The sequence below is a fragment of the Micromonospora sp. bgisy143 genome (assembly GCF_057708145.1).
This window is the reverse complement of sequence record NZ_JBYIRN010000008.1, coordinates 1-25,103: the sequence shown is the minus strand read 5'-3', so window position 1 is coordinate 25,103 and position 25,103 is coordinate 1. Positions and strand designations below refer to the sequence as shown.

General features: G+C 71.7%; 23 protein-coding genes and 1 pseudogene. 12 read left to right on the top strand and 12 right to left on the bottom strand.

Translation table 11 applies throughout. The features are described 5' to 3' along the window. Nucleotides 1-6: 6 nt before the first annotated feature. The 3 genes from AC3EN4_RS12390 (at nt 7) to AC3EN4_RS12380 (ending at nt 1,959) form a co-directional block, all read left to right on the top strand. Nucleotides 7-816 carry an SDR family NAD(P)-dependent oxidoreductase gene (locus AC3EN4_RS12390; RefSeq protein ID WP_435206060.1) on the top strand — a complete coding sequence of 270 codons (810 nt, stop codon included), beginning with the start codon at nt 7-9 and terminating at the stop codon, nt 814-816. 168 nt (nt 817-984) lie between these two features. After that, nucleotides 985-1,524: an orotate phosphoribosyltransferase gene (pyrE, locus tag AC3EN4_RS12385; protein ID WP_435206059.1), complete on the top strand. Its 540-nt coding sequence runs from the start codon at nt 985-987 to the stop codon at nt 1,522-1,524. 57 nt (nt 1,525-1,581) lie between these two features. After that, entirely contained in the window at nt 1,582-1,959 is a 378-nt protein-coding gene (locus AC3EN4_RS12380; RefSeq protein WP_007454255.1) for an ArsR/SmtB family transcription factor, read from the top strand. Nucleotides 1,960-2,130: 171 nt separating this feature from the next. Here AC3EN4_RS12380 and AC3EN4_RS12375 read toward each other — a convergent pair whose 3' ends face one another. Next, nucleotides 2,131-2,958 carry a DedA family protein gene (locus AC3EN4_RS12375; RefSeq protein WP_435206058.1) on the bottom strand — a complete coding sequence of 276 codons (828 nt, stop codon included), beginning with the start codon at nt 2,956-2,958 and terminating at the stop codon, nt 2,131-2,133. 140 nt (nt 2,959-3,098) lie between these two features. Beyond that, nucleotides 3,099-4,652 carry an LPXTG cell wall anchor domain-containing protein gene (locus AC3EN4_RS12370; protein WP_435206057.1) on the bottom strand — a complete coding sequence of 518 codons (1,554 nt, stop codon included), beginning with the start codon at nt 4,650-4,652 and terminating at the stop codon, nt 3,099-3,101. A 181-nt stretch (nt 4,653-4,833) separates the two neighbouring features. Between AC3EN4_RS12370 and AC3EN4_RS12365 the strand changes: the two genes are divergently transcribed. Both AC3EN4_RS12365 and AC3EN4_RS12360 read left to right on the top strand, forming a co-directional pair. Continuing rightward, entirely contained in the window at nt 4,834-5,319 is a 486-nt protein-coding gene (locus tag AC3EN4_RS12365) for a SigE family RNA polymerase sigma factor (RefSeq protein WP_357129616.1), read from the top strand. Continuing rightward, nucleotides 5,316-6,380 carry an LCP family protein gene (locus AC3EN4_RS12360; protein ID WP_435206056.1) on the top strand — a complete coding sequence of 355 codons (1,065 nt, stop codon included), beginning with the start codon at nt 5,316-5,318 and terminating at the stop codon, nt 6,378-6,380. Before AC3EN4_RS12365 ends, AC3EN4_RS12360 begins: the two co-directional genes overlap by 4 nt. Nucleotides 6,381-6,446: 66 nt before the next feature. Here the strand turns inward: AC3EN4_RS12360 and AC3EN4_RS12355 are convergent, their stop codons facing one another. Both AC3EN4_RS12355 and AC3EN4_RS12350 read right to left on the bottom strand, forming a co-directional pair. Continuing rightward, nucleotides 6,447-7,997: an LPXTG cell wall anchor domain-containing protein gene (locus AC3EN4_RS12355; protein WP_435206055.1), complete on the bottom strand. Its 1,551-nt coding sequence runs from the start codon at nt 7,995-7,997 to the stop codon at nt 6,447-6,449. 146 nt (nt 7,998-8,143) lie between these two features. After that, nucleotides 8,144-8,356 (bottom strand): hypothetical protein, encoded by a 213-nt coding sequence (locus AC3EN4_RS12350; RefSeq protein ID WP_422737675.1) that lies wholly within the window; start codon nt 8,354-8,356, stop codon nt 8,144-8,146. A 122-nt stretch (nt 8,357-8,478) separates the two neighbouring features. On the opposite strand from AC3EN4_RS12350, the gene AC3EN4_RS12345 reads away from it, so the two are divergent. Together AC3EN4_RS12345 and fbaA are read left to right on the top strand one after the other, a co-directional pair. Then, the gene (locus AC3EN4_RS12345; RefSeq protein ID WP_421473934.1) at nt 8,479-8,862 is read left to right on the top strand and encodes a phage holin family protein; all 384 of its coding nucleotides are present in this window, start codon (nt 8,479-8,481) and stop codon (nt 8,860-8,862) included. Between the two features lie 135 nt (nt 8,863-8,997). Next, on the top strand, nt 8,998-10,023 hold the full coding sequence (gene fbaA / locus AC3EN4_RS12340; RefSeq protein WP_422737676.1) for a class II fructose-bisphosphate aldolase: 1,026 nt from the start codon (nt 8,998-9,000) through the stop codon (nt 10,021-10,023). Between the two features lie 51 nt (nt 10,024-10,074). Here the strand turns inward: fbaA and AC3EN4_RS12335 are convergent, their stop codons facing one another. Beyond that, on the bottom strand, nt 10,075-11,268 hold the full coding sequence (locus AC3EN4_RS12335; protein ID WP_435206054.1) for an LOG family protein: 1,194 nt from the start codon (nt 11,266-11,268) through the stop codon (nt 10,075-10,077). Nucleotides 11,269-11,516: 248 nt separating this feature from the next. Between AC3EN4_RS12335 and AC3EN4_RS12330 the strand changes: the two genes are divergently transcribed. Then, entirely contained in the window at nt 11,517-11,945 is a 429-nt protein-coding gene (locus tag AC3EN4_RS12330; protein WP_435206053.1) for a DUF3151 domain-containing protein, read from the top strand. Nucleotides 11,946-11,990: 45 nt separating this feature from the next. Here AC3EN4_RS12330 and AC3EN4_RS12325 read toward each other — a convergent pair whose 3' ends face one another. Both AC3EN4_RS12325 and AC3EN4_RS12320 read right to left on the bottom strand, forming a co-directional pair. Continuing rightward, nucleotides 11,991-14,384, bottom strand: coding sequence for a MinD/ParA family ATP-binding protein (locus tag AC3EN4_RS12325; protein ID WP_435206052.1), 2,394 nt, complete (start codon nt 14,382-14,384; stop codon nt 11,991-11,993). A 71-nt stretch (nt 14,385-14,455) separates the two neighbouring features. Beyond that, nucleotides 14,456-15,466, bottom strand: a complete 1,011-nt coding sequence (locus AC3EN4_RS12320; protein ID WP_435206051.1) for a diacylglycerol kinase family protein — start codon at nt 15,464-15,466, stop codon at nt 14,456-14,458. A gap of 124 nt (nt 15,467-15,590) precedes the next feature. Between AC3EN4_RS12320 and AC3EN4_RS12315 the strand changes: the two genes are divergently transcribed. The 3 genes from AC3EN4_RS12315 (at nt 15,591) to purD (ending at nt 19,364) form a co-directional block, all read left to right on the top strand. Beyond that, nucleotides 15,591-16,880, top strand: a complete 1,290-nt coding sequence (locus AC3EN4_RS12315; RefSeq protein WP_435206050.1) for an adenylosuccinate synthase — start codon at nt 15,591-15,593, stop codon at nt 16,878-16,880. A gap of 168 nt (nt 16,881-17,048) precedes the next feature. After that, nucleotides 17,049-17,984 carry a type IV toxin-antitoxin system AbiEi family antitoxin gene (locus AC3EN4_RS12310; protein ID WP_435206049.1) on the top strand — a complete coding sequence of 312 codons (936 nt, stop codon included), beginning with the start codon at nt 17,049-17,051 and terminating at the stop codon, nt 17,982-17,984. 129 nt (nt 17,985-18,113) lie between these two features. Further along, nucleotides 18,114-19,364 (top strand): phosphoribosylamine--glycine ligase, encoded by a 1,251-nt coding sequence (purD, locus tag AC3EN4_RS12305; RefSeq protein ID WP_435206048.1) that lies wholly within the window; start codon nt 18,114-18,116, stop codon nt 19,362-19,364. Between the two features lie 4 nt (nt 19,365-19,368). On the opposite strand, the gene AC3EN4_RS12300 is transcribed toward purD, so the two are convergent. The 3 genes from AC3EN4_RS12300 to AC3EN4_RS12290 form a co-directional block, all read right to left on the bottom strand. After that, complete coding sequence (locus AC3EN4_RS12300) at nt 19,369-20,931, bottom strand: AMP-binding protein (RefSeq protein ID WP_435206047.1); 1,563 nt, start codon at nt 20,929-20,931, stop codon at nt 19,369-19,371. 225 nt (nt 20,932-21,156) lie between these two features. Continuing rightward, nucleotides 21,157-22,371 (bottom strand): acyl-CoA dehydrogenase family protein, encoded by a 1,215-nt coding sequence (locus AC3EN4_RS12295; RefSeq protein ID WP_435206046.1) that lies wholly within the window; start codon nt 22,369-22,371, stop codon nt 21,157-21,159. Nucleotide 22,372: 1 nt separating this feature from the next. Continuing rightward, the gene (locus AC3EN4_RS12290; RefSeq protein ID WP_435206045.1) at nt 22,373-22,825 is read right to left on the bottom strand and encodes an SCP2 sterol-binding domain-containing protein; all 453 of its coding nucleotides are present in this window, start codon (nt 22,823-22,825) and stop codon (nt 22,373-22,375) included. Nucleotides 22,826-22,893: 68 nt separating this feature from the next. Here AC3EN4_RS12290 and AC3EN4_RS12285 point away from each other — a divergent pair, with 68 nt between their 5' ends. Then, on the top strand, nt 22,894-23,532 hold the full coding sequence (locus AC3EN4_RS12285) for a TetR/AcrR family transcriptional regulator (protein WP_435206044.1): 639 nt from the start codon (nt 22,894-22,896) through the stop codon (nt 23,530-23,532). A 3-nt stretch (nt 23,533-23,535) separates the two neighbouring features. On the opposite strand, the gene AC3EN4_RS12280 is transcribed toward AC3EN4_RS12285, so the two are convergent. Continuing rightward, on the bottom strand, nt 23,536-24,156 hold the full coding sequence (locus tag AC3EN4_RS12280; protein WP_435206043.1) for a DedA family protein: 621 nt from the start codon (nt 24,154-24,156) through the stop codon (nt 23,536-23,538). A gap of 55 nt (nt 24,157-24,211) precedes the next feature. After that, nucleotides 24,212-25,033 (bottom strand): annotated as a pseudogene (locus AC3EN4_RS12275) (adenylosuccinate synthetase); the annotation flags it as partial. Between the last annotated feature and the right edge of the window lie 70 nt (nt 25,034-25,103).

Here is a 25,103-nt window from a genome sequence, read left to right as displayed (position 1 = left end):
CCGCCCGTGACGCTCGAATCCCCGACCGCCGAGCGACGGGCCCTGATCACCGGTGCCACCGCCGGCATCGGCGCGGCGTTCGCCCGTCGCCTGGCGGCCGACGGCTGGCACCTGGTGCTGGTCGCCCGGGACGCGGACCGACTGGCCGCGATGGCCGCCGAGTTGGGCGCCCGACACGGTCACGACGTCCAGACGCTCCCGGCGGACCTGTCCACCGATGACGGCTGCGCCGCCGTCGAACAGCGGCTGACGTCCGACAGTCCCGTTCATCTGCTGGTCAACAATGCCGGCATCAGCCTGAACAAGCCGTTCCTGCGCTCCACAGCGGAGGACGAGGCGCGGCTGCTCCGCCTCAACGTGCACGCCGTCATGCGATTGACCCTGGCGGCGCTACGCCCGATGACCGAACGGCGCGACGGGGCAGTGATAAATGTCTCTTCGGTTGCTGGTTTTGGCGCGGTGATGCCGGGATCGACCTACTCGGCCAGCAAGGCGTGGGTCACCAATTTCAGCGAGTCCGTGGGCCAGTCGGCACGCCCTTTCGGGGTCCGGGTGATGGCTCTGTGCCCCGGCTACACCCGTACCGAATTCCACCAGCGGGCCGGCATCAACATGTCCAAGACGCCGGAGTGGATGTGGCTGCGAGCCGAGGACGTCGTCGACGAGGCACTGCGTGACCTGCGTAAAGGCAAGTTGGTGAGCATCCCGGCGTGGAAGTACAAGGTGGCCGTCGCCGGTCTGCGACACGCGCCGCGCCGGCTGCTCGAAGTGGTCTCCCGCGACACCCGCGGTCGGATCGGTCGCGACGAGCGTTGAGCCACCGGCGCGTCGTCGCGCCGGAACCGCCGCCGACGGTCGTTGGCGCACCGCGATCACGCCGGTCGCAGAGCGTAGTCGAACATAGCCAGTCATCGGTGTCTCACCGCTCCGATTCAGCCGGCCCGTCCACACGGCGTTCAGAGTTGCGCAGTAACCTCTATCGCCATGGGGGACCACGACGACCTGCGCAAATTCATTACCGACCTGGCCGTGGTCCACGGACGGGTCACGTTGTCATCGGGGCGCGAGGCAGACTGGTACGTCGATCTGCGACGTGTCACGCTCCATCACCAGGCCGCTCCGTTGATCGGTCGGGAGCTGCTCGACCTCACCGCCGATTGGGAGTACGACGCGGTCGGTGGCCTCACCCTGGGCGCGGACCCTGTCGCGCTCTCGATGCTGCACGCCGCCGCTGGAACCGGCCGCGCCTTGGACGCCTTCGTGGTGCGCAAGGCGGGCAAGGCACACGGTCTACAGCGACGGATCGAGGGACCGGAGGTGGCCGGCCGCCGCGTGTTGGCGGTGGAGGACACGTCCACAACGGGCGGAAGTGTGTTGACCGCCGTCGAGGCTCTCCGCGAGGCCGGAGCCGAAGTCGTGGGCGTGGCGGTTATTGTTGATCGAGGCGCCGGCGACGCGGTGCGAGCCGCCGGATTGCCGTACCGGGCGGCCTATACGTTGGCTGACCTCGGCCTTGTGGCGTAAAAGTCTGCCGATTCGTATCTGCTGATATGCAGGCGGATCGATGCTGCTGGTGGAAGGATGGAATACGTGGGAACTGCGTTGGCCGAAATGACTATGCCTCAGATCTCGCCGCTTGCCGGTGAGCCGATCGAACGTGCCGATGCCGAGCGTCTCGCGGGGGTCCTCAAGGCCCTTGCGGATCCCGCCCGGCTGCGGCTGCTCAGCCTGATCCAGTCGGCCCCCGAGGGCGAGGCGTGCGTCTGTGACCTGACCGCGCCGCTCGGCCTCTCCCAGCCGACGGTCAGTCACCACCTGCGTATCCTCACCGAGGCCGGCTTGCTGGAGCGGGAGAAGCGCGGTGTATGGGCGTACTACCGGCTGGTCCCGAGCGCGATCGCGACGATCGCCGACCTGCTGACCCCGCCGCGTAAGCGGGCCACCAAGAAGGCTCGCTGACGTAAGGCGCTGCGCACCGTCTCGTACCCGGGGCGGTGTCCGGTGGCGAACCAGGGGTGGCGCCACCGGTAGCTGACACCTGCTCGTCCCCGGCCGCACCGCCGGTGGCCGGGTCCGACATGCCGACGGCCGACCCCCGCACCAGGGGGCCGGCCGTCGTCGTACCTGGGATCAGCGCTGCTGGCCGTACCCGTGCCCGTCCCCCGGACGGTCGTGCGGGTGCTCCTCGTGGTCGAACTTCTCGCGTACCGCGTCGACCGCGCCCGCGGCGCTGGCCGCCGCGACCACCGCGACCGCCTCGCCACGCTTGCGCGCCCGCCGGTCACGAAGGAACTCGAAGAAGATCGGCAGCACCGAGATCAGGATGATCAGCGCGACCACCGGCAGGATGTAGTGGTCGATCTTGTCGCCGATCGCCTTGTAGATCCGGTCAGCCAGCAGGTAGCCGATCAGCAGGATGCCGTCCACCCAGAGCACCCCGCCGACGATGTTCCACAGCAGGAACTGCCGAGCCGGCATGCCCAGCGCCCCGGCGACCGGGTTCAGGAACGTCCGCACGATCGGGATGAACCGCGCCAGCACCACGGCCTTGGCCGGGCCGAACTTCTGGAAGTAGTACTCGGCCTTCTCCACGTACTCCTTCTTGAAGAGCCGCGAGTTGGGCCGCTCGAACATCCGGCGGCCGTACCGCGCGCCGAGCCAGTGCCCCAACTGCGCGCCGACGATCGCGCAGATCGGCCCCCCGATCAGCAGACCAGCCAGCGAGAGCCGGGTGCCGTCGCCGAAGATGGCGTCCGCCACCGGCGAGGCGGCCACGCCGGCGAGGAACAGCAGCGAGTCACCGGGGAAGAAGAAGCCCACCAGCAGGCCGGTCTCGGCGAACAGGATCACCCAGACGCCGACCAGCCCGAAGGTCTGCAACAGTTCCTTGGGATCGAGCGGGTTCAGGGCGACGCTCTCCGTGAGAGCGCGGGTCTTCTCAGCTGTGTCCACGGCCACAAAGGGTACCGAAGCCCGGTGTCCGGGCCGCGCCGGACCAGCCCGCACCACCCGGTGGCCGGATATGACGGTGCCCCGCCGACCAGCCTGGTCGACGGGGCACCGGTACTGCTGGGATGGATCAGGTTGCGCGGAACGGGTCAGGCGACGAAGCGGGTCCGGCGGCGCTTCGCCACCAGGTAGCCGCCGACGCCCGCGGCGAGCAGCAGCGCGCCGAGGCCGGCGAGCAGGCCGGTCGACTGACCGGTGATCGGCAGGGTGCCACCGTCACCGCCACCCTGGCCGCCGGCGTTGCCACCGCCGGCCGAGGCTGGGTTGATCACGATCGTCGCGGTGTTGTTGCCCTTGTTCGGGTCACCGGCGAGCACGGTGGTGATGGCACCCGAAGCGTTCGCGGTGACCTTGTCGATCCGAAGTCGGAACTCGTACGTGGTCACGTCGTCCGGCCAGGTCTCGAGGCTCAGGCACGCGTACTCCTTCGCGCCCGGCTCACCCCAGGCCGCGTCCCACGGGTCCCACGCGGTGCCCGGCTTGAACGGCACGCAGTCGAGGGGTGCCTCGGTCGCCGTGGTGCCGGCCGGGATGGTCACGCGAACCGGCAGGTCCTCCATCCCGAGGTCCGGCGTGCCCTGGCCGATGTACTCCAGCACCGCCGGCCCCAGGTTGGTGAAGCTGGGCGTGACGGTGACCACGTCGCCCTTCTTGCCACTCGCGGTCGCGCCCTTGGCCGCGAGGTCAGCCGAAGTGTTGCCGGTTACCCGAACGCTCCCGATGGTGACGTCGTTCGACACGTCGACGTCGGTCTGCGGCACCCGTGCGGCCTGCATCGACTGCTCGACCAGGCGGAGCTTGTCGCCCTTGCCGGGCTTGAAGTCCTCCATCGGCGAGTCCTTGGACGCCAGGTCCCAGTCATCAGTGGTCCACCAGGACAGCGCCACTGAGAAGATCGCACGGGTGCGTGCCTTCGCGCTCACCTTGATCGGCATGCCGTTCGAGAGCTTGTAAGACTTGCCCGGCTCGATCTTCGTGTCGAACGTGCAGAAGGCGACCATGCCCCACTCGTCCGAACTGCAGTTCGAGTGGTCGCCACCGTAGGCGGCGAGCGCCTGGGCCTGCAACACGAGAACGGCACCGTCGATGGCGGTCTCGCCGATGTTACGAACGACACCCGGCAATTCCGCAGTCGTGCCCGGGGCGCCGCTGGCCTCGACGGTCAGATCGCCCGCCAGGTCGACGCCCTCGGCGATGGTGACGCCCGCCGTCGCCTTGGCGGTCTTGCCGCCGGAGGTGATGCTGACGGCCAGGGAGCCCTGCTGCCCCGGCTTCGCGTCTTCCTTAGCCGTGACCATGTAGTCGAACCATGGCGGCAGGCCGTCCTCGGTTTCGCTCTCGCAGTGCAGCTTCGTCGGCGAGACGTCGCAGGTCCAGCCCCACATCGGCTCCACGATGGCGAAGTCCGCGACTGCGGAGAGGTCGACGTCCACCGAGGTCTGCCCAAACTTCAGCTCGGACTCGTCATCGGTCGGCCGGGCGTAGAGGTAGCCGGACGTGGAATGACCCGGTGCGACGAGCACGTCGTGCGTGGCGATATCGAAACGGGCCTCGTCGGCGAGGGCCGGGCTGGCGGAGGCGGCGACGAACGCGCCTGCGACGCCCAGTCCGGCGAGCCAACGCCGGGTGGAGTGGGTGAGCATGAGGGGGATTCCTCCAGTAGGGGGATTCAGGTGCAGCCCGTGGATCTTAAGGAACCGCTAAGGTTCGGCGTCGTCCCTGATCACCGCCTGGTGACCAGGACGAGCCGAAAGGTTGATCGCCGCCACCGCAACGTTCAGCGCGTCCGCTCCCGTCAACTGAGGCAGGAACCCGGGAGGTGCAGTGACGTACGAGGAGTTCGCGGACACGCGGCTTGCCCCGCTGCTGCGGTACGCGGTGATGCTCACCGGTGATCCGCACCAGGCGCAGGATCTGGTGCAGGAGACGATGGTCCGGGTCCAACTGAACTGGCGGCGGGTCGCCCGCGCGGACTCGCCCGAGCGTTACGTACGCCGGATGCTCACCAACCAGTACGTCGACTGGAAGCGCGGCTCGTGGATGCGGCGGGTGCTGCTGCGCGGGGAACCCGACGAGTCCCTGCCGGCATCCGCCGACCACGCCCAGTCTGCCGTGGACCGGGACCAGATCTGGACCTGGCTCTCCCGGCTGCCGCGCCGGCAGCGCGCCACCCTGGTACTGCGCTACTACGAGGATCTGCCCGACGCCGAGATCGCCGACATCCTCGGCTGTGCCGTCGGGACCGTCCGTTCGTCCATCTCCCGGGCCCTGGCCACGCTCCGGGCCGAGTACGTGGAGGTTCCCTCATGATCGAGGATGACCTGCGTGCCGCCTTCGCCCGGCACGAGCCGCTCACCCCGCCGACCGGTCCGCTGCGCGCCGCGATCGACCGGCTGACCATCCGCCGTCGCCGTCGGCGTCGCCGCTGGCAGGCCGGGGGCATGGCGTTGGCCCTGCTCGGTGTGCTGGGGATCGGCGTGCCGCTGCTGACGCCGGAACGCGGGGGTTCGCCGCCGGCCACCGAACTGCTGGGCGAGTCCGCCCGGCCGGTGCCGTCCGGTCCACTGAACATCCTGCTGCTCGGCCTCGACGGCGAAGGGCCGGCGGCGACGCGGGCCGACGCCGTGCTGCTGGTGCACATCCCGGCCGACCGCAGTCGTCCCTACCTGGTGTCGCTGCCCCGCGGCCTGGCGGTGTCGATCCCGGGCCACGGCACCGACAAACTGAACTCCGCGTTCCCGGCCGGCGTCGGGTCGGTCCGGCCGGACATAACCAAGGGGTACGAGTTGACCCGGCGCACGGTGGTCGAGTTGACCGGAGTCCGGATGGACGCCGGCCTGGTGCTCACGTACCGCGCCGTGCGGACGCTGACCGACGCCGTGGGCGGTGTGCCGGTCTGCCTGAGTGACCAGGTGCGGTCCGTGCACACCCGGCGGGTCTTCCCGGCGGGCTGCCAACGTCTCGACGGCGCCGCGTCGGTCGACCTGCTCCGGCAGCGCTACGGGTTGCCCGAAGGTAGCCAGGACCGGGACCACAACGCTCGGCTCTTCGCGGCCGGTCTCGTCCGCCAGGTCGTCGACCAGGGCGTACTGACCGATCCGGTACGCCTCGCCAAACTGCTGGCCGCCGTCGGCCCGGACCTCGTGGCGTCACCCGACCGGGCGGCCGTCCTGGACCTGCTGCGGATCGCTCCCACGCTGCGGTCGGTCGATCCGGTCGGGCTGGGCCTGCCGGTCGCCTCGCCGACCGCGAGGGACACCTCCCAACGTGCCGACCCGAAGTTCGTGCCGGAGCTCCTCAAGGCGCTGCGGGAGGACCGCCTTGAGGAGTGGGCCGCCCGTCACCCGACGCTGGTCGACCGGGCCCGGTGACTCCGTCAACTGCGACGGCACCCCACCGAAGCGAACCACGGTGGGGTGCCGTCCAGGTGGGGCAGGTCAGCCGACGAAGTGGGTGCTGCGACGTCGGGCCAGCAGGTAAGCGCCGAGGCCGGCGGCGACCAGCAGGCCACCGAGGCCGGCGAGCAGACCCGTCGGGGTGCCGGTGATGGGCAGCGAGCCGCCGTCGCCGCTGCCGCCCGCACCGCCGCCAGCGCCCTGACCCGGGTTGACCAGGATCGTGGCCCGGTCGTTGGCCGGCTTGATGTCGCCCGTGAAGCCGCCACCTGCGGGACACTCGCACGGCGCGTTGACCCACACCGTGCCCTTGGCGTTGGGGACGACCCTGTCGATGCGCAGCCGGAAGTCCACGGTGTAGGTTTCGCCGGCCACCAGCAGCATCTCCGAGGCGCACTGGTACGTCCGGGTGCCCGGTCGCAGTTGACAGCCGAGGGGAACCTCAACGGCCGTGGTGCCGGGTGGCAGCTCGACGAGCGTGTGGGTGGCGGCCTCCCATTCCTCGCTCACGTTGTCGAGCGTCGCCGGGCCGTTGTTGCGAAAGCCGACGGTTGCCGTCACGACCGTGCCGACCACGCCCTTGAGGGTGGCGCCGATCGCCGCCAGGTCGGTGCCGTTCCTGCCGGTGACCTTGATGATCCAGCCGGTGTAGTCGTAGCCCGGGCCGACATCGGTCTGGTCGGCCTGCCGCGCCCGGTTGGGCGCGTCGGTCAGGGTTAGCTTCGGGCCGGTGCCCGGCACGGCAGCTCGGGCGCCGACGGCTTCCCGTACCCGGGTCAGGTCCTCGAAGTCGGCAATGGTCATGAACTGGGCATAGCCGGACTGGTTGGTCGGGGCGTACGTGTCCTTCCCGAGTTCGAGGTTCAGCGTCGCGGACAGTGCCCCGCCCGCCGGAATCTCCTCGTCGAACTGGCAGGACACCAGGTGGTCGCCGGAGTAGCGGCAGTTGCTGAAACGCTCCCTGGTCCGCATCGAGTAGGGGAGGTCGAAGACCGCGACGAAGCCGGTGACGGTCTTCGCTCCGACGTTGGACACGACCAGCGGCACCGGTACCTTTCCGCCCGGCTTCGAGGTGAAGGTGGTGAACGGCCCGCCGGCCAGGTCCACGCCCTCGCCGACGCGGACCCGCGAGGTGTAGCTGCCCCGCCGCCCGCCGGCCGCCTCATAGCTGACCACGAGGTCGCCGGAGTCGCCGGGCTGCGCCTCCTGCGTGGCGGTCATGCTCACCCGCTTGGTGACGCCACGAAAGATCCCGCTGCCGAGCGGCGGTAGCTCGCTGAGGGCGACACCGAACTGCTCCGGACAGACGAGAACGCCCGGCTCCGGAGTCGTGCACTCCTGCTGGTCGGCGGGCGTGACGCTGATCTTGTTGGCGAGAGAGCGATAGTCGTACCGTACGGAGACGTCTTCGAGGGTCGTCGGCTCGTCGGCGTACAGGAACAGGCGGGTGGTCTTCGCCGAACCGACGGCCAGCGTGGCGTCCTGGACGTACGGCTCGATCGTGGCCGCGGCGACGGCGGGTGTGGCGGACGCGGCGACCAGGGCGCTCACGGCACCCAGCCCGACCAGCCAGCGGATCGAGTGCTTGAGCACGAGGGTCCTCCCGGGGAGTAGACGACGCTCGTACAACCTAGGGAGAACCGGCGCGCTGCGCACGTCCCGTTCTATCGATGCGCGTCCAACTATCCGAACGGCGGAGCACCTCTGCCGTAACGGGCAGGCCGACGCTCACAGCGGGATCAGCGGTAGTCGTCCTCGTCCGCGGTGACCACCCGGGCCTGCTCCATGGCGTCCCAGTCGTCGACCTCCATGCCGCGGTGCGGCTCGACGTCGACGTCGGTCGGGTCGACCGAGGTGGCCTGCTCGACCGCGTCGGCCGGCTCCGCCTCCGGATCGCGTTCGTTGGCGGCGAGATGGTCGCCGGGGGTGAAGTCCTCGTCGGGCTGACCCATTGTCCCTCCCGGGGTCTCGGGGCACGGCTCCCACCACCGTACGGGCTGCGTGCGCTCCGCGCCGGCAAGCCGAGTCGGCCGAATCACCCCGGGACGGTGTGACCCGGTGCCAGGATGGTCCCGTGGGCTTCCTCATCCGACTGGCGATCACCGCGGTCGCGTTGTGGGTGACCACGCTGATCGTGCCCGGCGTTGACGTGCACGGACGCTCGGGTGGCAACACCGTGCTCACGCTGATCGTGGTGGCGCTCATCTTCGGTGTGATCAACGCGGTGCTCAAGCCCGTGATCAGGGTGGTCGGTTGTGTGTTCTACCTGCTGACCCTCGGCCTGTTCGCCCTGGTGGTCAACGCGCTGCTGTTCCTGCTCACCGACCGGATCGCCCGCGGACTCGACCTGCCGTTCCAGGTGGACGGCTTCTGGGCGGCGTTCTGGGGAGCGATCGTGATGACCGTGGTCACCTGGCTGATCAGCGTCATCGTGCCGGACAGTCTGGACACCCGGTGAACGCCTGGCACCCCCTCGGTTGGTCCTGCCTACCTCACCTGCGGGATACTGCCGGGCGGAGGACAGCGCGGTCCGGCGCACAGACGAACAACAGCGGCCAGCACGGCCGAGAGTGGTAAGTAAGGAGCGCATCACATGCCCATCGCTTCCCCCGAGGCCTACGCGGAGATGCTGGACCGCGCCAAGGCTGGCCGGTACGCGTACCCCGCGATCAACGTGACCTCCTCCCAGACGCTGAACGCGGCGCTCAAGGGCTTCGCCGACGCGGAGAGCGACGGCATCATCCAGGTCTCCACCGGTGGCGCGGAGTATCTGTCCGGTCCCTCGATTAAGGACATGGTCACCGGCGCGGTGGCGTTCGCCGCGTACGCGCACGAGGTGGCCAAGAAGTACTCGGTCAACATCGCCCTGCACACCGACCACTGCCCGAAGGACAAGCTGGACGGCTTCGTGCGTCCGCTGATGGGCATCTCGCAGGAGCGGGTCAAGCGCGGCGAGCAGCCGCTGTACCAGTCGCACATGTGGGACGGCTCGGCCGTGCCGGTCGCCGAGAACCTGCAGATCGCCGCCCAGCTCCTCGACGAGGCCGCCAAGGCCAAGATCGTCCTGGAGATCGAGGTCGGCGTCGTGGGTGGCGAGGAGGACGGCGTCGAGAACGCCATCAACGACAAGCTCTACACCACGGTCGAGGACGGCCTGGCCATGGTCGAGGCGCTGGGCCTGGGCGAGAAGGGCCGCTACATGGCGGCGCTGACCTTCGGCAACGTGCACGGCGTCTACAAGCCGGGCAACGTCAAGCTCCGCCCCGAGATCCTGAACCAGATCCAGGAGGCGGTGGGCGCCAAGTACGGCAAGGACAAGCCGCTGAGCCTGGTCTTCCACGGCGGCTCGGGCTCCCTGCTGAGCGAGATCCGCGAGGCGCTGGACTACGGCGTGGTGAAGATGAACATCGACACCGACACCCAGTACGCCTTCACCCGGCCCGTCGCCGACCACATGCTGCGCAACTACGACGGCGTGCTGAAGATCGACGGCGAGGTCGGCAACAAGAAGCAGTACGACCCGCGTACCTGGGGCAAGGCCGCCGAGGCCGGCCTGGCCGCCCGGGTGGTCGAGGCGTGCGAGCACCTGCGCTCCACCGGCACCACGATGACCAAGTAACACGACGTCCGTCGACGGCCGGCTCCCCAGGCGGGGGCCGGCCGTCGCCGTTCACGTCGTCAGCAGGCGGACGGCCTCGCGCACGTCGTCGGTGAGGTGGATCGTCGACGACAGGTCACCGAACGGCGAGGCGGCCAGCAGCGGACGCAGCAACGCCTCCACCGGCAGCTCCTGGGTCCAGTAGGAGCGGTCCAGGAAGACGTACGCGCCGCTGGCCCCGTCGGTGCCGTAGTAGGTCTTGGTGGCCGCCTGGAACACCTCCTGCACCGTGCCCGCCCGTCCCGGCGCGAACACGATGCCACCCCGGGCGAGGCGCAGGATGGTGTCCTCCCGGATCGCGTTCGAGAAGTACTTCGCGATCCGTCCCGCGAACAGGTTCGCCGGCTCGTGCCCGTACAGCCAGGTCGGGATGGCCAGACCACCGGCCCGCGCCCACCCGGTGTCGCCGGTGCGCTGGCGCGGCACGACCGCGTACCGCTGCCGGACCGTCAACGCCACCGCCGTGTACCGGTGGTGGTCGGTGAAGTCGGGCGCGGTGGCCAGCAGGTCGATCGCGGCGGTCAGGTCCGCCGCCGGCCGGTCCGCCAGGTACGCGCCGAGGTTCGCCGCCTCCATCACCCCGGGACCGCCGCCGGTCACCACCAGCCGGTCGGCCCGCGCCAGCTCCCACCCCAGCACGGCCGCCATCCGGTACGCGGGACTGCCGCGTCGCACCGCGTGCCCGCCCATGATGCCCACCACCGACTGCGACCCGTGCGCGGCCAGCCAGGCCCGGGTGGCGTCGCCCAGCGCGTTGTCCACGCCGTGGTCGTGCAGTCGCTGGCCGAGCGCCTCCTTCACGTCCGGCAGCGCGCCGCCGTGCGCGCGGTAGTGCTCGTACACCCGGGTGTCGTACATCCCGGCGAACCCGCCCTCGGCGAACCCGGCGGCGAGGTCGTCCGGGGTGTAGAGGTGCGCCGGCTGGGTCGGGTACGGCAGCCCGGAGAACGGCGGCACCACGTTCGCGCCCCGCCGGACCAGGTCGGCGCCGACCTCCCGGGAGGCGAACCGGCAGCCGACGAAGAGGGTGCCGGTGACCTCGACGTCGGTCAGGTCGGGCACCGGGGCGAGGTCGAGGCGGAGCCCCTGCACGGTCAGCCCGGTCAGCCGGCCGGTGACCAGTTGCCGGTCGAACTCGCCCCGGGTCTGGATCTCGTCGGCGTGCAGGTGCGGTTCGATGACGTCGGTGGGTGGTGGGGTCGGCACCGGGCCATATTGCCCCTTCGGCGGTGCCGGCCACACCCCGGGCGGTCCCGGACGCGACAGGAGCCCGGTGGTCGTGGCCACCGGGCTCCTGCGTAACCGGGTCCTGGGGAGGCTCCGGACCATTAGTTGTAATGGAAAACACCTGGCGGCGGCATAGGCCGCAGGCGTGATGAACTCCTCAGCCGTTCAGCGGAACGCGCCGGCCGACCCGCTCGCATGTCGCCCTGTCCAGCGGGTTGAATGGGGCGATGCAGAACCTTTTGCCGGAGCCACCGGCCACCCTCCTGCCCGCGAACGACGAGGCCGACGCCGCCCTGGCCGCCGCCCAGGAGGCCGGCACCGACGAGGCGTACACCGAGGTCGCGGCCCGCTTCCCGACCTACAGCGCGGCGTGGGGCGCGCTCGCGGCCCGGGCGTTCGCGGCCGGTCAGGTGGTGACGGGGTACGCGTACGCGCGCACCGGCTACCACCGTGGCCTGGACCAGCTCCGCCGCAACGGCTGGAAGGGCCACGGGCCCGTGCCGTGGTCGCACGAGCCCAACCAGGGCTTCCTGCGCTGCCTGTACGTGCTCTCCCGGGCCGCCGACGAGATCGGCGAGGCCGACGAGGCGGCCCGCTGCGCCCAGTTCCTGCGCGACTGCGACCCGGAAGCGGCGGACGCGCTGGCCAGCAACTGATCGCGCTCCGACGGCCGGCCCGGCACCGGGCCGGCCGTCGGTTGCTCAGAGCCCTTCGGCGACCGCTGCGGCGATCTTCAGCCAGGCGTCCCGGGTGGCCGAGGAGAGACCGCCGTACCGGATCGGCTCGCCGCTGTCGATGAGCCGCTCGTACGGTGCCAGCAGCACCGCCCGGGTCCGGGCCGCGAAGTGCTCCTGGATCGCCGGCAGGTCGATCTCCTTGCGGGACGGTGGCATCGACACCACGGTGACCGCCTGCCGGACCAGCCGCTGCCGGCCGCTCTGCTCCAGGTGGTCGAGCATCCGGGCGGCGGTCTCCGCCGAGTCGTTCCGGGCGGACATGGTGACCACGAGCTGGTCGGTGGCGTCCATCGACGCCTGCCAGTTCTGCGCCCGGACGTTGTTGCCGGTGTCCACGAAGATCAACTTGTAGAACCGGCTGACCACCTCGCGGATTTCGGCGAACGCGGCGGCGGTCAGCATCTCGCCACCGGTGGCCGACTCGTCCGAGGCGAGTACGTCGAACATGCCCTCGCCCTGCGAACGCACGTACTGCGACAGGTCGCCGACCCGCCCGTGCGCCCCCTGGAACTGCCCGAGGTCACGCAGCATGTCGCGCACCGTGCGGGCGTGGAAGTCCTGCTGGGCGCGCATCCCGAGGGTGCCCTGGGTCTCGTTGTTGTCCCAGGCCAGCACGTAGCCACCGCGCTTCTGACCGAACGTCATGGCGAGCAGCAGGATGGCCACCGTCTTACCGGCGCCGCCCTTCGGGTTGACCACGGTCACCTGCCGCAGCCCACCGAAGTTGCGGCGCACCATCTCGATGTCCCGCTTGAGCTCCTGCTCGTGTCGCCCCGGAGAGAGCCGGAGCAGGCCCATCTTGTTGACCACCGCCCGTACGCCCATGGTGGCCACCGGTTCGGCGGGCCGGACCTGCCGGCGGCGGGCGAAGTCCTCGGCCGTCGGCGCGGCCGTGGTCTCCGGCGTCCACGTGGCGTCCGGGTAACCCGTGGCGGGCACCCGCGCCACCGGATCGGTCTCCTGGTACTGCTGCGGCGGTGCCGGTGGGACCGCGGCCGAGCCCTGCTGCCAGGGCGGCGGGTACCAGCCGGGCGACGGCGGGAACGGCCCCGGCGGCGGGGTCGGCACGGCGTCCTGCGGCTGCTCCACCGGTGCCGGACCGGCCTGACCAGGGATCGCCGGCTGACCGCCGTAGATCTGCCCGGCGTACGGCTGCCCCGCCGCACCGCCGTTGTCGACGGCGGGCGTCGGCGGAACGGGCGGGGCGGGAATCGGTGGCGGCGGGATGCTCGCCTGCTGCTCGGTCGACGGGGCCGGGTTGGCCGGTCGCTGCGGCGGATACGCCCAGGGTGACTCGGCAGTCGGCCGAGCCGCCCCGACGGCAGGCGCGGTCTCCCCGCCACCCGGCGACTCCGGTTCCGCCGCCGATCCTGCTGCGGCCGGGTCTGCTGCGGTCGGGCCCGCCGTGCTCGCGTCCGCTCCGGCTGGCCCGGCCGTGCCGGGGCCTGCGCTGGCCGCTCCCTCGGCCGCTACCACCGGCGGGCGGTCCAGGGAGAACGGCAGGTCCAGGTCGACGCCGCCCGACGGGCCGGGGATCGGGCCCGCGCCAGGCCCCTGCGCCGACCCCGCTCCGGGCGTGGCTCCGGCCGCGCCGGCTGTTCCGGGCGCGCCGGCTGTTCCGGGCGCGCCGGCTGTTCCGGGCGCGCCGGCTGTTCCGGGCGCGCCGGCCGTTGCGGGCGCGCCGGCCGTTGCGGGCGGGGTGCCAGCTGCTCCGGGCGGGGTGGCGGCCGCGCCGGGGGTGGTGCCGGCCGCTCCCGGTGCGGTGCCGGCCGGCCCGGGCGAGCCGGTGCCGGCTGCCCCGTTCGCGCCGCCGGGCGACGCGGCGGTGGCTGGCGGGTTCGGCGTGGCGGCGTCGGTGGGCGCAGCGCCCGACCCGACGAGTCCGCCCACCGCCGGGGGCAGCGGTGGTGTCGGCGGTACCGGCGGGGCGGGAGGAGCCGTCGACGCGGGTGACGTGGCCGGCGGGTCGGACGGTGGCCAGCTCGGCTGTGCCGGTGCCCAACCCGAGCCCGGCCCGCCCGGGGCGTTGGGACCCCAGCCGGTCGGCGGCGGCACCGCCCCGGTCAGCGACGGATAGTCCGACGGAGACGGCGGCGGCAGAGCCGCGGCGCCCGGCTGCCCGGGGACCGGCGGGCGGCCGACCGACGGGGCGCTGATCGGCGGTGCGGCGACCGGCGGCGACACGGCCGGAGGCGCGGACTGCGACGGGGTGACCCGCCGCTCGGCGACCGCCGCCCACGGCGGTACCACCTCCCCCGCGCCCTGCTCGGCCGGATCCGGCGGCCACAGTGGTTCGATGTCCCGCTCCGGCACCGGCTGCTGGCCGGGCACCTGAGCCCGGTCGGCGTTCTTGTCCATTACGGTTCCTCCCCAGTCCTCCTGCGAGGATAGGCCCACCGGCCGACCAGGGCCGGTCGGCGCAACCAGGGTCAGACCACCCAGACCGCCCAGGCACCCGGTTCGACCCACCACGAGCGCTTGCGGGTCAGCTCACCCTCGACGCCGTCGTCGAGGTAGGGCACCTTTCCCTCGCGGGGCAGCACCGACACCGCCCGTCCGCGAGCCCGCCGCACTTCGAGGCGTACCCGCTTGCGACCGAACGCCGACCGGACGACCACCGGGACGGCCACCGCGACCTCGACCTGGCCGTCCGCCGGGTCCGGCGCGGCCAGCAACGTCACGTCGTCGAGCGACGCGTACCCGCCGGCGTTGCCGACCGCGCAGGCCAGCAACGGTTCGTCGCCGTTCGTGAGGACGGTGTCGTCGACCTCCACCCGCGCCCGCCAGTGCAGCGGGCGCCCCGCGTCGTCGGCGGCCCCGAGGAGAGCGCCGTCCAGGGTCACCGAGCCGCCGTCGTTGCGCAGCAGGTCCAGCCGGCGGGGCGTGCCGTCCAGCACCGCGGCGGCCACGGCCGCCGGGTCGCGGGGCAACCCGAGCTGCGCGGCCAGGTCCCGCTGGGTGCCGCCGCGCGCCGGGTCGAGCGGGAGTACGGCCACCGGCGGCAGGTCGGGCAGGGTCCGGTTGTCGGGCAGGTCCGCCGGACGGCGACTCGGCGCCGGCGCGTACCGCCGGACCAGCCGGCGCAGCACGGCGCGCAACTGACCGTCGCTGGCGGTGGCGACGACCAGCCGGGTCTTGCCGTCCGTGTCCGGCCAGACCAGGCCGTCGGGACGGGCCGGGCCGTCGAGTTGGGCGAGTACGGCGTCGATCTCCGCGTCCGAACGGGCGGTGACCGTCTGCACCCGCGCCCCCCGGGCGGTCAGCGCGTCGGCGCAGGCCAGCACGGGCACCCGAGGTTGGTCGGTGACACACTGATCACCCTCGGTGGTGGTCGGGCTGCCGTCCTTCTCGGTCGCGCCGCCGCAGCAGGCTCCGCCGCTGCCGCACCCGCCGGGAGCGTCCCGCTCCGACGCGAGGGTGAGCAGCACCACGTCGTACACCGAAGGAGCCTCCTGCCTCTCGACGCGACCCCTGCCGGTCGCGCCGTCACTACTTGTTAACCTGACACCCCGGGCTCGCCAACCGGTCGCCACCTGGCACCCGAGCCTTCTGGAGGCGGAAGAGATGCCAGCGATCGTGCTCATCGGCGCTCAGTGGGGCGACGAGGGCAAGGGCAAGGTTACCGACCTGCTGGGTGAGCGGGTCGACTACGTCGTGCGCTACTCCGGCGGCAACAACGCCGGGCACACGGTGATCACCCCGGACGGCCAGAAGTACGCGCTCCACCTGATGCCCTCCGGGGCGCTCTCGCCGAACGCGATGATCGTCATCGGCAACGGCGTGGTCGTCGACCCGAAGGTGCTTCTCGCCGAGATCGACGGTCTCGCCGAGCGTGGCGTGGACGTGTCCCGGCTGCGGATCTCCGGTGACGCGCACCTCATCATGCCGCACCACCGGGCCCTGGACCGGGTCGTCGAGCGGTACCTCGGCTCGTCCCGGATCGGCACCACCGGCCGGGGGATCGGCCCCGCGTACGGCGACAAGGTCGCCCGCATGGGCATCCGGCTGCAGGACCTGCTCGACCCGGGCATCCTGCGCAAGAAGCTGGAACTCGCGCTGCGCGAGAAGAACCAGATGCTGTTCAAGGTCTACAACCGCAAGGCGATCGACGTCGACGCCACGGTCGAGGAGTACCTGGAGTACGCGGAGCGGCTCAAGCCGTACATCGCCGAGACCCGGGCCATGCTCTGGGACGCCCTGGACCGGGGCGAGACGGTGCTGTTGGAAGGTGCCCAGGCCACCATGCTCGACATGGACCACGGCACGTACCCCTTCGTGACCTCGTCCAACCCGACCGCCGGTGGCGCCTGCGTGGGTGCCGGCATCCCGCCCACCGCGATCAACCAGGTGATCGCGGTGAGCAAGGCGTACACCACCCGGGTCGGCTCCGGGCCGTTCCCGACCGAACTGTTCGACGCCAACGGCGCGCACCTGCGCAAGATCGGCGCGGAGTACGGCACCACCACCGGCCGGGAGCGCCGGTGCGGCTGGTTCGACGCGGTGGTGGCCCGGTACGCCTGCCGCCTGAACGGCGTCACCGATCTGGTCATCACCAAGCTGGACGTGCTCACCGGCCTGCCGAAGGTGCCGATCTGCGTCGGCTACGAGATCAACGGCAAGCGGGTCGACGACATGCCGATGACCCAGACGGACTTCCACCACGCCACCCCGGTGTACGAGGAGCTGGATGGGTGGTGGGAGGACATCACCAAGGCCCGGACCCCGGAAGACCTCCCGGAAAACGCCCGCCGCTACATCGCGCGGGTCGAAGAACTCTGCAACACGAGGGTGAGCGTCATCGGCGTAGGCCCAGGCCGAGACGAAAACGTCCTCCAACACCCCCTCCTCCCCTAACCCCGGCCCCCATAAGTCCCGGTGATCAAGAGGTTCGCGTCAGGATCCGGCGTGAATTTGACGCGAACCTCTTGATCAACTGGAGATAGGTCATGTGGTTATCCACAGGAGGTCTGGGGTTATCCACAGGGGCTTCGGCGCGGGGTTGGCGGTGGGCAGGGTGTGGGGGTGGGACCACACCAGGTGCTTCGTGAGGTAGCGGCCAGGCAGGACGGCATCGTCACCCTGGCCCAGGCCCTGCGCGCCGGACTGACGAAGGACCAGGTCCGACAGTTGTGTCGGTCCGGCAGGTGGCAGGGGCTTCTCCGCGGGTGCTACGTACCAGAGGCGGAGTCATCCGATTCGACGCTGCGGCGCGCGCGCATCCGAGCAGCGCTCGCGAGCCTCGGGTCAGGTGCCTTCGCGGTCCTCGACACGGCGCTCGAACTGCACGGCATCGCCGGGCTGCGCCGGACCGCACAGGTACACGTATCGGTGCCGGTCGACAGTCCCCGCCCGCAGCGTGCGCTGGCACCCTGGCTGGCCGTACATCAGGTGACCACCGGTACCGGCGAGATCGCGACGGTCGGAGGCGTTCGCGCGACCTCTCCGCTCCGCACGATTGCGGACGTCATTCTGCGTGTTGATCGGTATTCGGCGGTCTCCGTCCTCGACTCGGCGCTGTACCAGGGCCTCGTCACGCCGGACGAACTCGCGGTGGTCCCTCGTCTGATCCGGGGACGACGGGGTGCGGTCGCGGCACGACCCTGGCTGGCGGAGGCGGACGGCCGCGCACAGTCACCCCTGGAGACGCGTACCCGGCTGCGATGTGTCGACGGTGGGGTGCCGCCGGACGCCTTGCAGTTGGAGGTACGCGACGACGACGGCTATCTGCTCGGCATCGGCGACCTGGGATGGCGAGTGTGGAGGGTGCTGGCGGAAGCCGATGGTCGCAGCGTCCATGACACCCCGGAAGCGGCCTTCGCTGACCGCCGCCGTCAGAATCGCCTGGTCAACGCCGGCTGGACGATCCTCCGTTTCACCTGGCAGGACACCCTGCGCCCCGACTACATTCCCTGGACCGTCCGCCAGGCGATCACGAGAAAGCAGGATCGACACCGGTGATCAAGAGCTGCGCGTCAAATCCGCGCCCCTTCTTGACGCGAACCTCTTGATCACCGGGCCGGGCGGCGCGGCGGGTGGGGGCGGCGCGGGGGGTGGGGTGGGGAGGGGTGGGCAGTAGGATGGCGCGTTGTGCGGGTTCTCTTGGTGGGTGGTGGGGGGCGCGAGCATGCGCTCGCCCTGGGGTTGGTGCGTGATCCGGGTGTCTCCGCGTTGATTGCCGCTCCTGGTAATCCGGGGATCGCCGAGGTAGCCGAGTTGCGGGCCGTCACCGCGACCGATCCGGCCGCCGTCGCGGCGCTGGCGGTGGAGACCGCAGCCGACCTGGTGGTGATCGGGCCGGAGGCGCCGCTGGTCGCCGGTGTCGCCGACGCCGTACGCGCCAAGGGCATCGCCGTGTTCGGCCCGTCCGGCGCGGCCGCCCAGTTGGAGGGTTCCAAGGCGTTCGCCAAGGACGTGATGACCGCCGCCGGTGTGCCGACCGCCCGGGCGTACGTCTGCACGGACGAGGAGAGCACCGCGCGGGCGCTCGACGAGTTCGGCGCTCCGTACGTGGTGAAGGACGACGGGCTCGCCGCCGGCAAGGGTGTGGTGGTGACCGACGACCGGTCCGCCGCGCTGGCGCACGCCGCCGAGTGTGGCCGGGTCGTGGTTGAGGAGTTCCTCGCCGGCCCGGAGGTCAGCCTGTTCGTGGTGACCGACGGCGAGGCGGCCCTGCCGCTGCTGCCGGCACAGGACTTCAAGCGGCTCGGCGACGGTGACGCAGGCCCGAACACCGGTGGCATGGGCGCGTACGCGCCGCTGCCGTGGGCTCCGACCGGCCTGGTCGACGACGTGCTGCGGGACGTGGTCCACCCGACGCTGGCCGAGCTGCGCCGTCGGGGCACGCCGTTCGCGGGCCTGCTCTACGTCGGTCTCGCGATGACCGCCGCCGGCCCTCGGGTGATCGAGTTCAACGCCCGTTTCGGTGATCCGGAGACCCAGGTGGTGCTCGCGCTGCTGGAGACTCCGCTGGGCGGGCTGCTGCACGCGGCGGCCACCGGCACGCTGGCCGAGCACCCGCCGCTGTGCTGGCGCGACGGCGCCGCCGTCACCGTGGTGCTCGCCTCCGCGGGCTATCCGGCCGCGCCGCGTACCGGCGACGTGATCACCGGTGCGGACCGGCCGGGCATCATCCACGCGGGCACCGCCCGCCGGGCCGGCGACGGCGCGTTGCTGTCCGCCGGCGGCCGGGTCCTCTGCGGTACGGCCACCGGCCCCGACCTGGCGGCTGCGCGGGACGCCGCGTACGCGCTGGTGGACGGGGTGAAGTTGGCCGGCTCGCAACACCGCACCGACATCGCCGCCGCCGCGATCGACGGCCGGATCACGATTCCGAGCTGATCTCTCAGCCGTAGTAGCGGCGCAGTTCCCGGGCGAGCACCTTGCCGGTGGCGTTGCGGGGCAGGTACTTCACGTAGACCACGTCCCGGGGTACGGAAAAGCGGGCCAGGTAGTGCCGGACGTACTCACGGACCGCCTCGGGGTCGAGCGTCTCGCCGGGGTGCAGGGCGAGGAACGCGGCGAGTCGCTGGCCGTACTCGGGGTCGGGTACGCCGATCACGGCGGCCTCGCGTACCTGCGGTAGCTGGGCGAGCAGGTCCTCCACCTCGGACGGGAACACGTTCTCGCCGCCGGAGACGATCATGTCGTCGGCCCGGCCGTCCACGAAGAGCAGCCCGTCGGCGTTGAGCCGGCCGAGGTCGCCGGTGTCGAGCAACCCGTCGCGGGTCTCCCGGCTGGCACCCGAGGTGTAACCCTCGAAGAGCATCTCGTTTCCGACGAAGATCCGCCCGACCTGCCCCTGTGGCACCGGCTGGCCGGCGTTGTCGAGCAGTTCCAGTCGGGTGCCGTGCGGTGGTCGGCCGGCGGTGGTGGGTGCCTGGCGCAGGTCCGCCGGGTTGGCGATGGACGCCCAGGAGACCTCGGTGGAGCCGTACAGGTTGTAGAGGACGTCCCCGTACACGTCCATGAACTTCGGGGCGAGCCCGCCGGGCAGGGCCGACCCGCTGACCGCGACGACCTTGAGCGACGGGCGCGGGTCCGGCGGGGGCACCTCCAGCAGCCGCTGGAGCATCACGGGTACGGCGAAGAGGGCGTCACAGCGGTGGGCGACCAGGGCGGCGAGCGTGGCGGCCGGGTCGAAGCGGCGGTGCAGCACGATTGTGGCCCGCAGCGCGAAGCACACCTGGAGCGCCGCGAATCCCCAGGTGTGGAAGATCGGGGCGGCGATCAGCACCCGGTTCTTCGCGTGCAGGGGGATGCGGTCGATGATGGACACGAGCGGCCCGAAGCCGCCGGGGGTGGGGCGGCGGGCACCCTTGGGGGCGCCGGTGGTGCCCGAGGTCAGCACGATTATCCGGCCGTCGCGCTCCGGCGGGTGCAGCTCGCCGGGCAGCGCTCCGGCCACCAACTCCTCGCGGGCGCGCTCGTCGAGACGGGGCAGTTCGGCGGGGAGGCCGAGCACCCGATCGGCGAACTCGTCGTCGTGCACCAACAGCCGCAGCCGCTGCTCCTCGGCGACGGTCGCCAGTTGGGCGGCGGAGAGACCCGTGTTGACCAGGACCGCGTCCACGCCGAGCAGGGTCGCCGCGACGATCGTCTCGATCAGTCCGTGGTGGTTGCGGCAGAGCACGCCGATCCGGTCGCCGGGCTGTACGCCGAGCCCGGACCGCATCGACCGGGCCATCCGTTCCGCCCGGTCGAGAAGCGCCTGGTAGGTCAGCTCAACGCCGTCCTCGTCGATGATCGCGGGGCGGCCGGGGTCGCGGGCGGCGGCCTGGCGTAGCTCGCCGGCGAGGCTCCATCCCCAGGTACGCAGCGCGTTGAGCTGCGAGGCGACTCGGATCGGGCGGCCCGGGGTGAGCAGACCGCGACGGGTCAGCGTGGTGACGACGAACGGCAGGTCCATGCCGCAGACCTCCTTGGGGGGGTGGTACGCGGACAGCCCCATCTCGTCGGGGCGTCTTCCTTGATCATGCACCCGGTGCGACGGCGGGCCCAGCCGACGTCGGCGTGGGGTGATGTAGTCGGCACGGAAAGGCAGGGGCACCGACCTGGGCGCGCGTCGACCGGTCGGGCCGTCGACCGGAGCGGCCGACGACCCGACGCTGGTCGGAGCGTGCGGAGCCGAGGGTCAGCGGATCTGCATACCGGAGATCGCTCGGGAGATCACCAAGCGCTGGATCTCGGACGTACCCTCGAAAATGGTGTAAATCTTGGCGTCGCGGTACCAGCGCTCGACCGGGTGGTCGCGCAGGAAGCCGGCGCCACCGAGCAGTTGCACCGCCTTCTCGGTCACGGACACCGCGACCTCGCCGGCCTTGAGCTTGGACATCGAGCCCTCGCCCGCGGTGAACGGGCGGTTGTTGCGGCCCATCCAGGAGGCCCGCCAGACCAGCAGTCGCGCCGCGTCGATCTCCATCCGCATGTCGGCCAGCGTGAACGCGACCGCCTGGTTCTCGATGATCGGCCGTCCGAACTGGACCCGGTCCTTGGCGTAGTCGAGGGCGTACTCGTAGGCGGCCCGGGCCACGCCGAGCGCCTGCGCGCCCACGGTGGGTCGGGACAGTTCGAAGGTCCGCATGGCCGCCTGGCCGGAGGCCCGTTGTCCGGACCGGGCCCGGGCCAGCCGCTCGTCCAGGGCGTCCTTGCCGCCGAGCAGGCAGCGGCCGGGCACGCGTACCTCGTCGAGGAAGACGTCGGCGGTGTGCGACGCGCGCAGGCCGAGTTTGCGCAGCTTGCGGGTCGCGGCGAGGCCGGGGGTGCCCGGCGGTACGACGAACGCCGCCTGGCCGCGCGAGCCGAGCGTGGGATCCACCGAGGCGGTGACCACGTGCACCCCGGCGATGCCGCCGTTGGTGGCGTACGCCTTCTGGCCGGTGAGCACCCACTCGTCGTTGGCCTCGTGGTAGACGGCCCGGGTACGCATCGCACCGACGTCGGAGCCGGCCTCGGGTTCGCTGGTGCAGAACGCGGCGACGGCCGGCGAGTCGACGTCGCCGAAGCACTGCGGCACCCACTCGACCATCTGGTCCGGCGTGCCGGCGCCGTAGATGGCGGCGACGGCGAGCGAGGTGCCGAAGATGCTCAGGCCGATGCCGGCGTCACCCCAGAAGAGTTCTTCGCTGGCGATGGGCAGGGACAGCCCGGTCGGGTCGGCCCAGCAGGTGGCGAGGAACTCGAAGCCGTAGAGGCCCACCTTGGCGGCCTCCTGGATCACCGGCCACGGGGTGTCCTCGCGTTCGTCCCACTCGGCGGCGGCCGGGCGCACGACCTCGGCGGCGAAGCCGTGCACCCAGTCGCGTAGATCCCGCTGTTCCTCGTTCAGGTCGAGCGAGAACTCGGCCATGTCAGGCCTTGGGGATGTCGAACAGGTTGGCGATGTTGGCGGCGAGGCCCAGGTCGCCCTTCGCCTTGAGCTTGCCGGTCATGAACATCATGACCGGGTTGGCGCCGCCCGAGACGATCTTCAGGAACTCCACCGGGCCCATGGTGAGGCTCAGCTTCGGGTCGTGCTGCGGGGCCTCGTTCACCTCGCACTTGCCGTCGGCGATGACCACCTCGTAGGTGTCGCTGCCGCCGTCCGGGCGACCGGTGATGATCCAGTGGATGACCGCGTTGGTCGAGCCGGCCCGGTCCGCGCGGAACAGCGACGGCATCCGGCCGAACACCTCACCGAGGATCTTGCCGCGCATGTCGCCGGCCATCACCTGGGCGATCTTGTCGTCCGGGGTGGACTTGACCAGCTGGGCGAACTCCTTGGGCCCGACGTTGGCGAAGTTGGCCGGGTCGAAGTCAGTCATGAGACGCGCCTTCCGGAAGATTTGGCTACTCGCGCGTAACCCTACGCACGAGTAGGTATGCTCGCAAGGTGTCCACCGCCCCCGCCTTCCGGCGCCTGCCGCGCGCCGTACGCGAGCAGCAGATGCTCGACGCGGCCGTGAAGGTCTTCTCCCGGCGCGGCTTCCACGCCGCCAGCATGGACGAGATCGCGGAGGACGCCGGCATCTCCAAACCCATGGTGTACGCGTATCTCGGCACCAAGGAGGAGCTGTTCGTCGCCTGCCTGCACCGGGAGGCAACCCGGATGATGCAGGCCATCGCCGGTGCCGCCGCCCCGGACCTGCCGGCCGACGAGCGGCTGTGGCGAGGGCTGAAGGCCTTCTTCGGCTTCGTGGGCGCGCACCGCGACGGCTGGGCGGTGCTCTACCGGCAGGCCCGTGGCGAGCAACCGTTCGCCGGCGAGTTGGCCACCATGCGCGCCCGGCTGGTCGAGGTGGTCGCCGGGATGCTCGACCACGCCCTACGCGAGGAGGGCCGCGAGATCGCGCCCACCGACCTGGAGGTCGTCGCGTACGCGCTGGTCGGCGCGACCGAATCGCTGGCCGACTGGCTCGCGGACCGCCCCGAGGCCGACCCGGAGAAGACGGCCACCCGGATGATGAACGTGGCCTGGCTCGGCGCGGCCCAGCTCCTGCACGGCGTCGTCTGGCGTCCGCCGGCCGACTGACGGCTATCGGCGGGAGGCGGCCCGGCGGTGCGCGCGGCGGCGGAGCCACCGGATCCCCTCCAGGCCGAACGTGATGACCAGGGAGACACCCACACCGACGAGTACGCCCTTCACCGGGTCCCGTTCGAAGGCCAGGCCGCCGAAGTAGCCGAGCAGCCCGCAGTACACCGCCCAGGTGAACGCCCCGATGCTGTCGTACAGCAGGAACGCACGGCGGGGATAGCCCACCGCGCCCATGGTGAGGGTGACGGCGGTCCGGCCACCCGGCACGTACCGGCTGGTGGTCAGGATCATCCCGCCCCGGCGGTCCACCGCGCGCCGGGCCCACTCGGAGCTGGCCCGCCGCCGGCTGCCGTCGGGGAGCCGGGCCAGCCGGCTCGCGCCGCCGCCGCGCCCGATGGCGTACGAGATGTGGTCGCCGACCAGCGCGCCCACGCCGGCGCTGACGATCACCAGGGTCAGGCTGGGGTGGCCACCGCTGGCGGAGAGCACCCCGGCGGTGATCACGGCGGCCTCGCCGGGCACCGCCGGAAAGAACGCGTCGACCGCGGTGAGTCCGAGGATCACCAGGTACACCCAGGGCGAGGTGACCGTCCCACGCAGGAGGTCGAGCAGGGCGTCCATCCCCCCATGCTCGCCGGGGACGACCGGCCCGGTGGCCGAGTCGCCGGAAGACGCCTCAGCGTGTGCCGATCAGCGCCCCGGCGTTGAGCAGCGGCCCGTGCGCGCTCTTGTCGTCGGCGGTGGGCCCGTGCGAGGTCAGCACCACCGGCGTGCCCAACTCCGCGCCCACCGCCTCGGCCCAGTCGGCCGGCGGGTCGTCGTACACCGGGTGGGAGCGCAGCAGGCGGTCGGTGAGCGCGGCCTGCCGGTCCAGGTCGCCGGGCGGGCCCGGGGTGAGCCGGTCGCCCGTGTCGTAACGGCGGCAGATCCGCAGGTCGGGGCCGGCGAGGTCGAGGTGGGTCAGCGCCAGGCCGTCGACCCCGCCGGCCACGTCGAGGGCGTACCGGTGGGCGACGGCGTCGAAATGGCCGAACCGGAACCGGCCCTGCCACGGGTTCGTCGGGTTGTGCGGGTCGGCGAAGGGCAGCGCCGGGTCCTCGGTCACCAGCGGGCCGGGACCGTGCCGGGTGGTGACGGTCCGCAGCACGCCGATCCGGGTCACCTCGCCGGCCTGCCCCGCCTCGGCGAGCAGGCGGTCGGCGTTGGTGAAGGTGGTGGTGCTCCAGGTGGTGTACGGGTGGAAGCCGTGCCACTCGTCGAGCAGCACCCCCTGCGCGCCCTCGAAGACGCAGGTCCCCGAGCGCAGCGCGCCGGCGAGCCAGGTCCGGTCGACGATCGCGACCCGCCCGGCGAACCCGGTGAACGCGGGCAGGCAGTCTTCGACCGGCGGCGCGTCCAGCGGGCCGAGTTCGGCGGTCAGCCGGTCCCGCAGCGCTGCCAACCGGCGGCGCAGCACCGCTGGTCGCAGACAGTCGCCGACCCGGGGCGCGTCGTCGGGGGGGGGGGGGGGGGGGGGGGGGGGGGGGGGGGGGGGCAGCGAACAGGAGGGAGGGGAGGGGGGGGGGGGG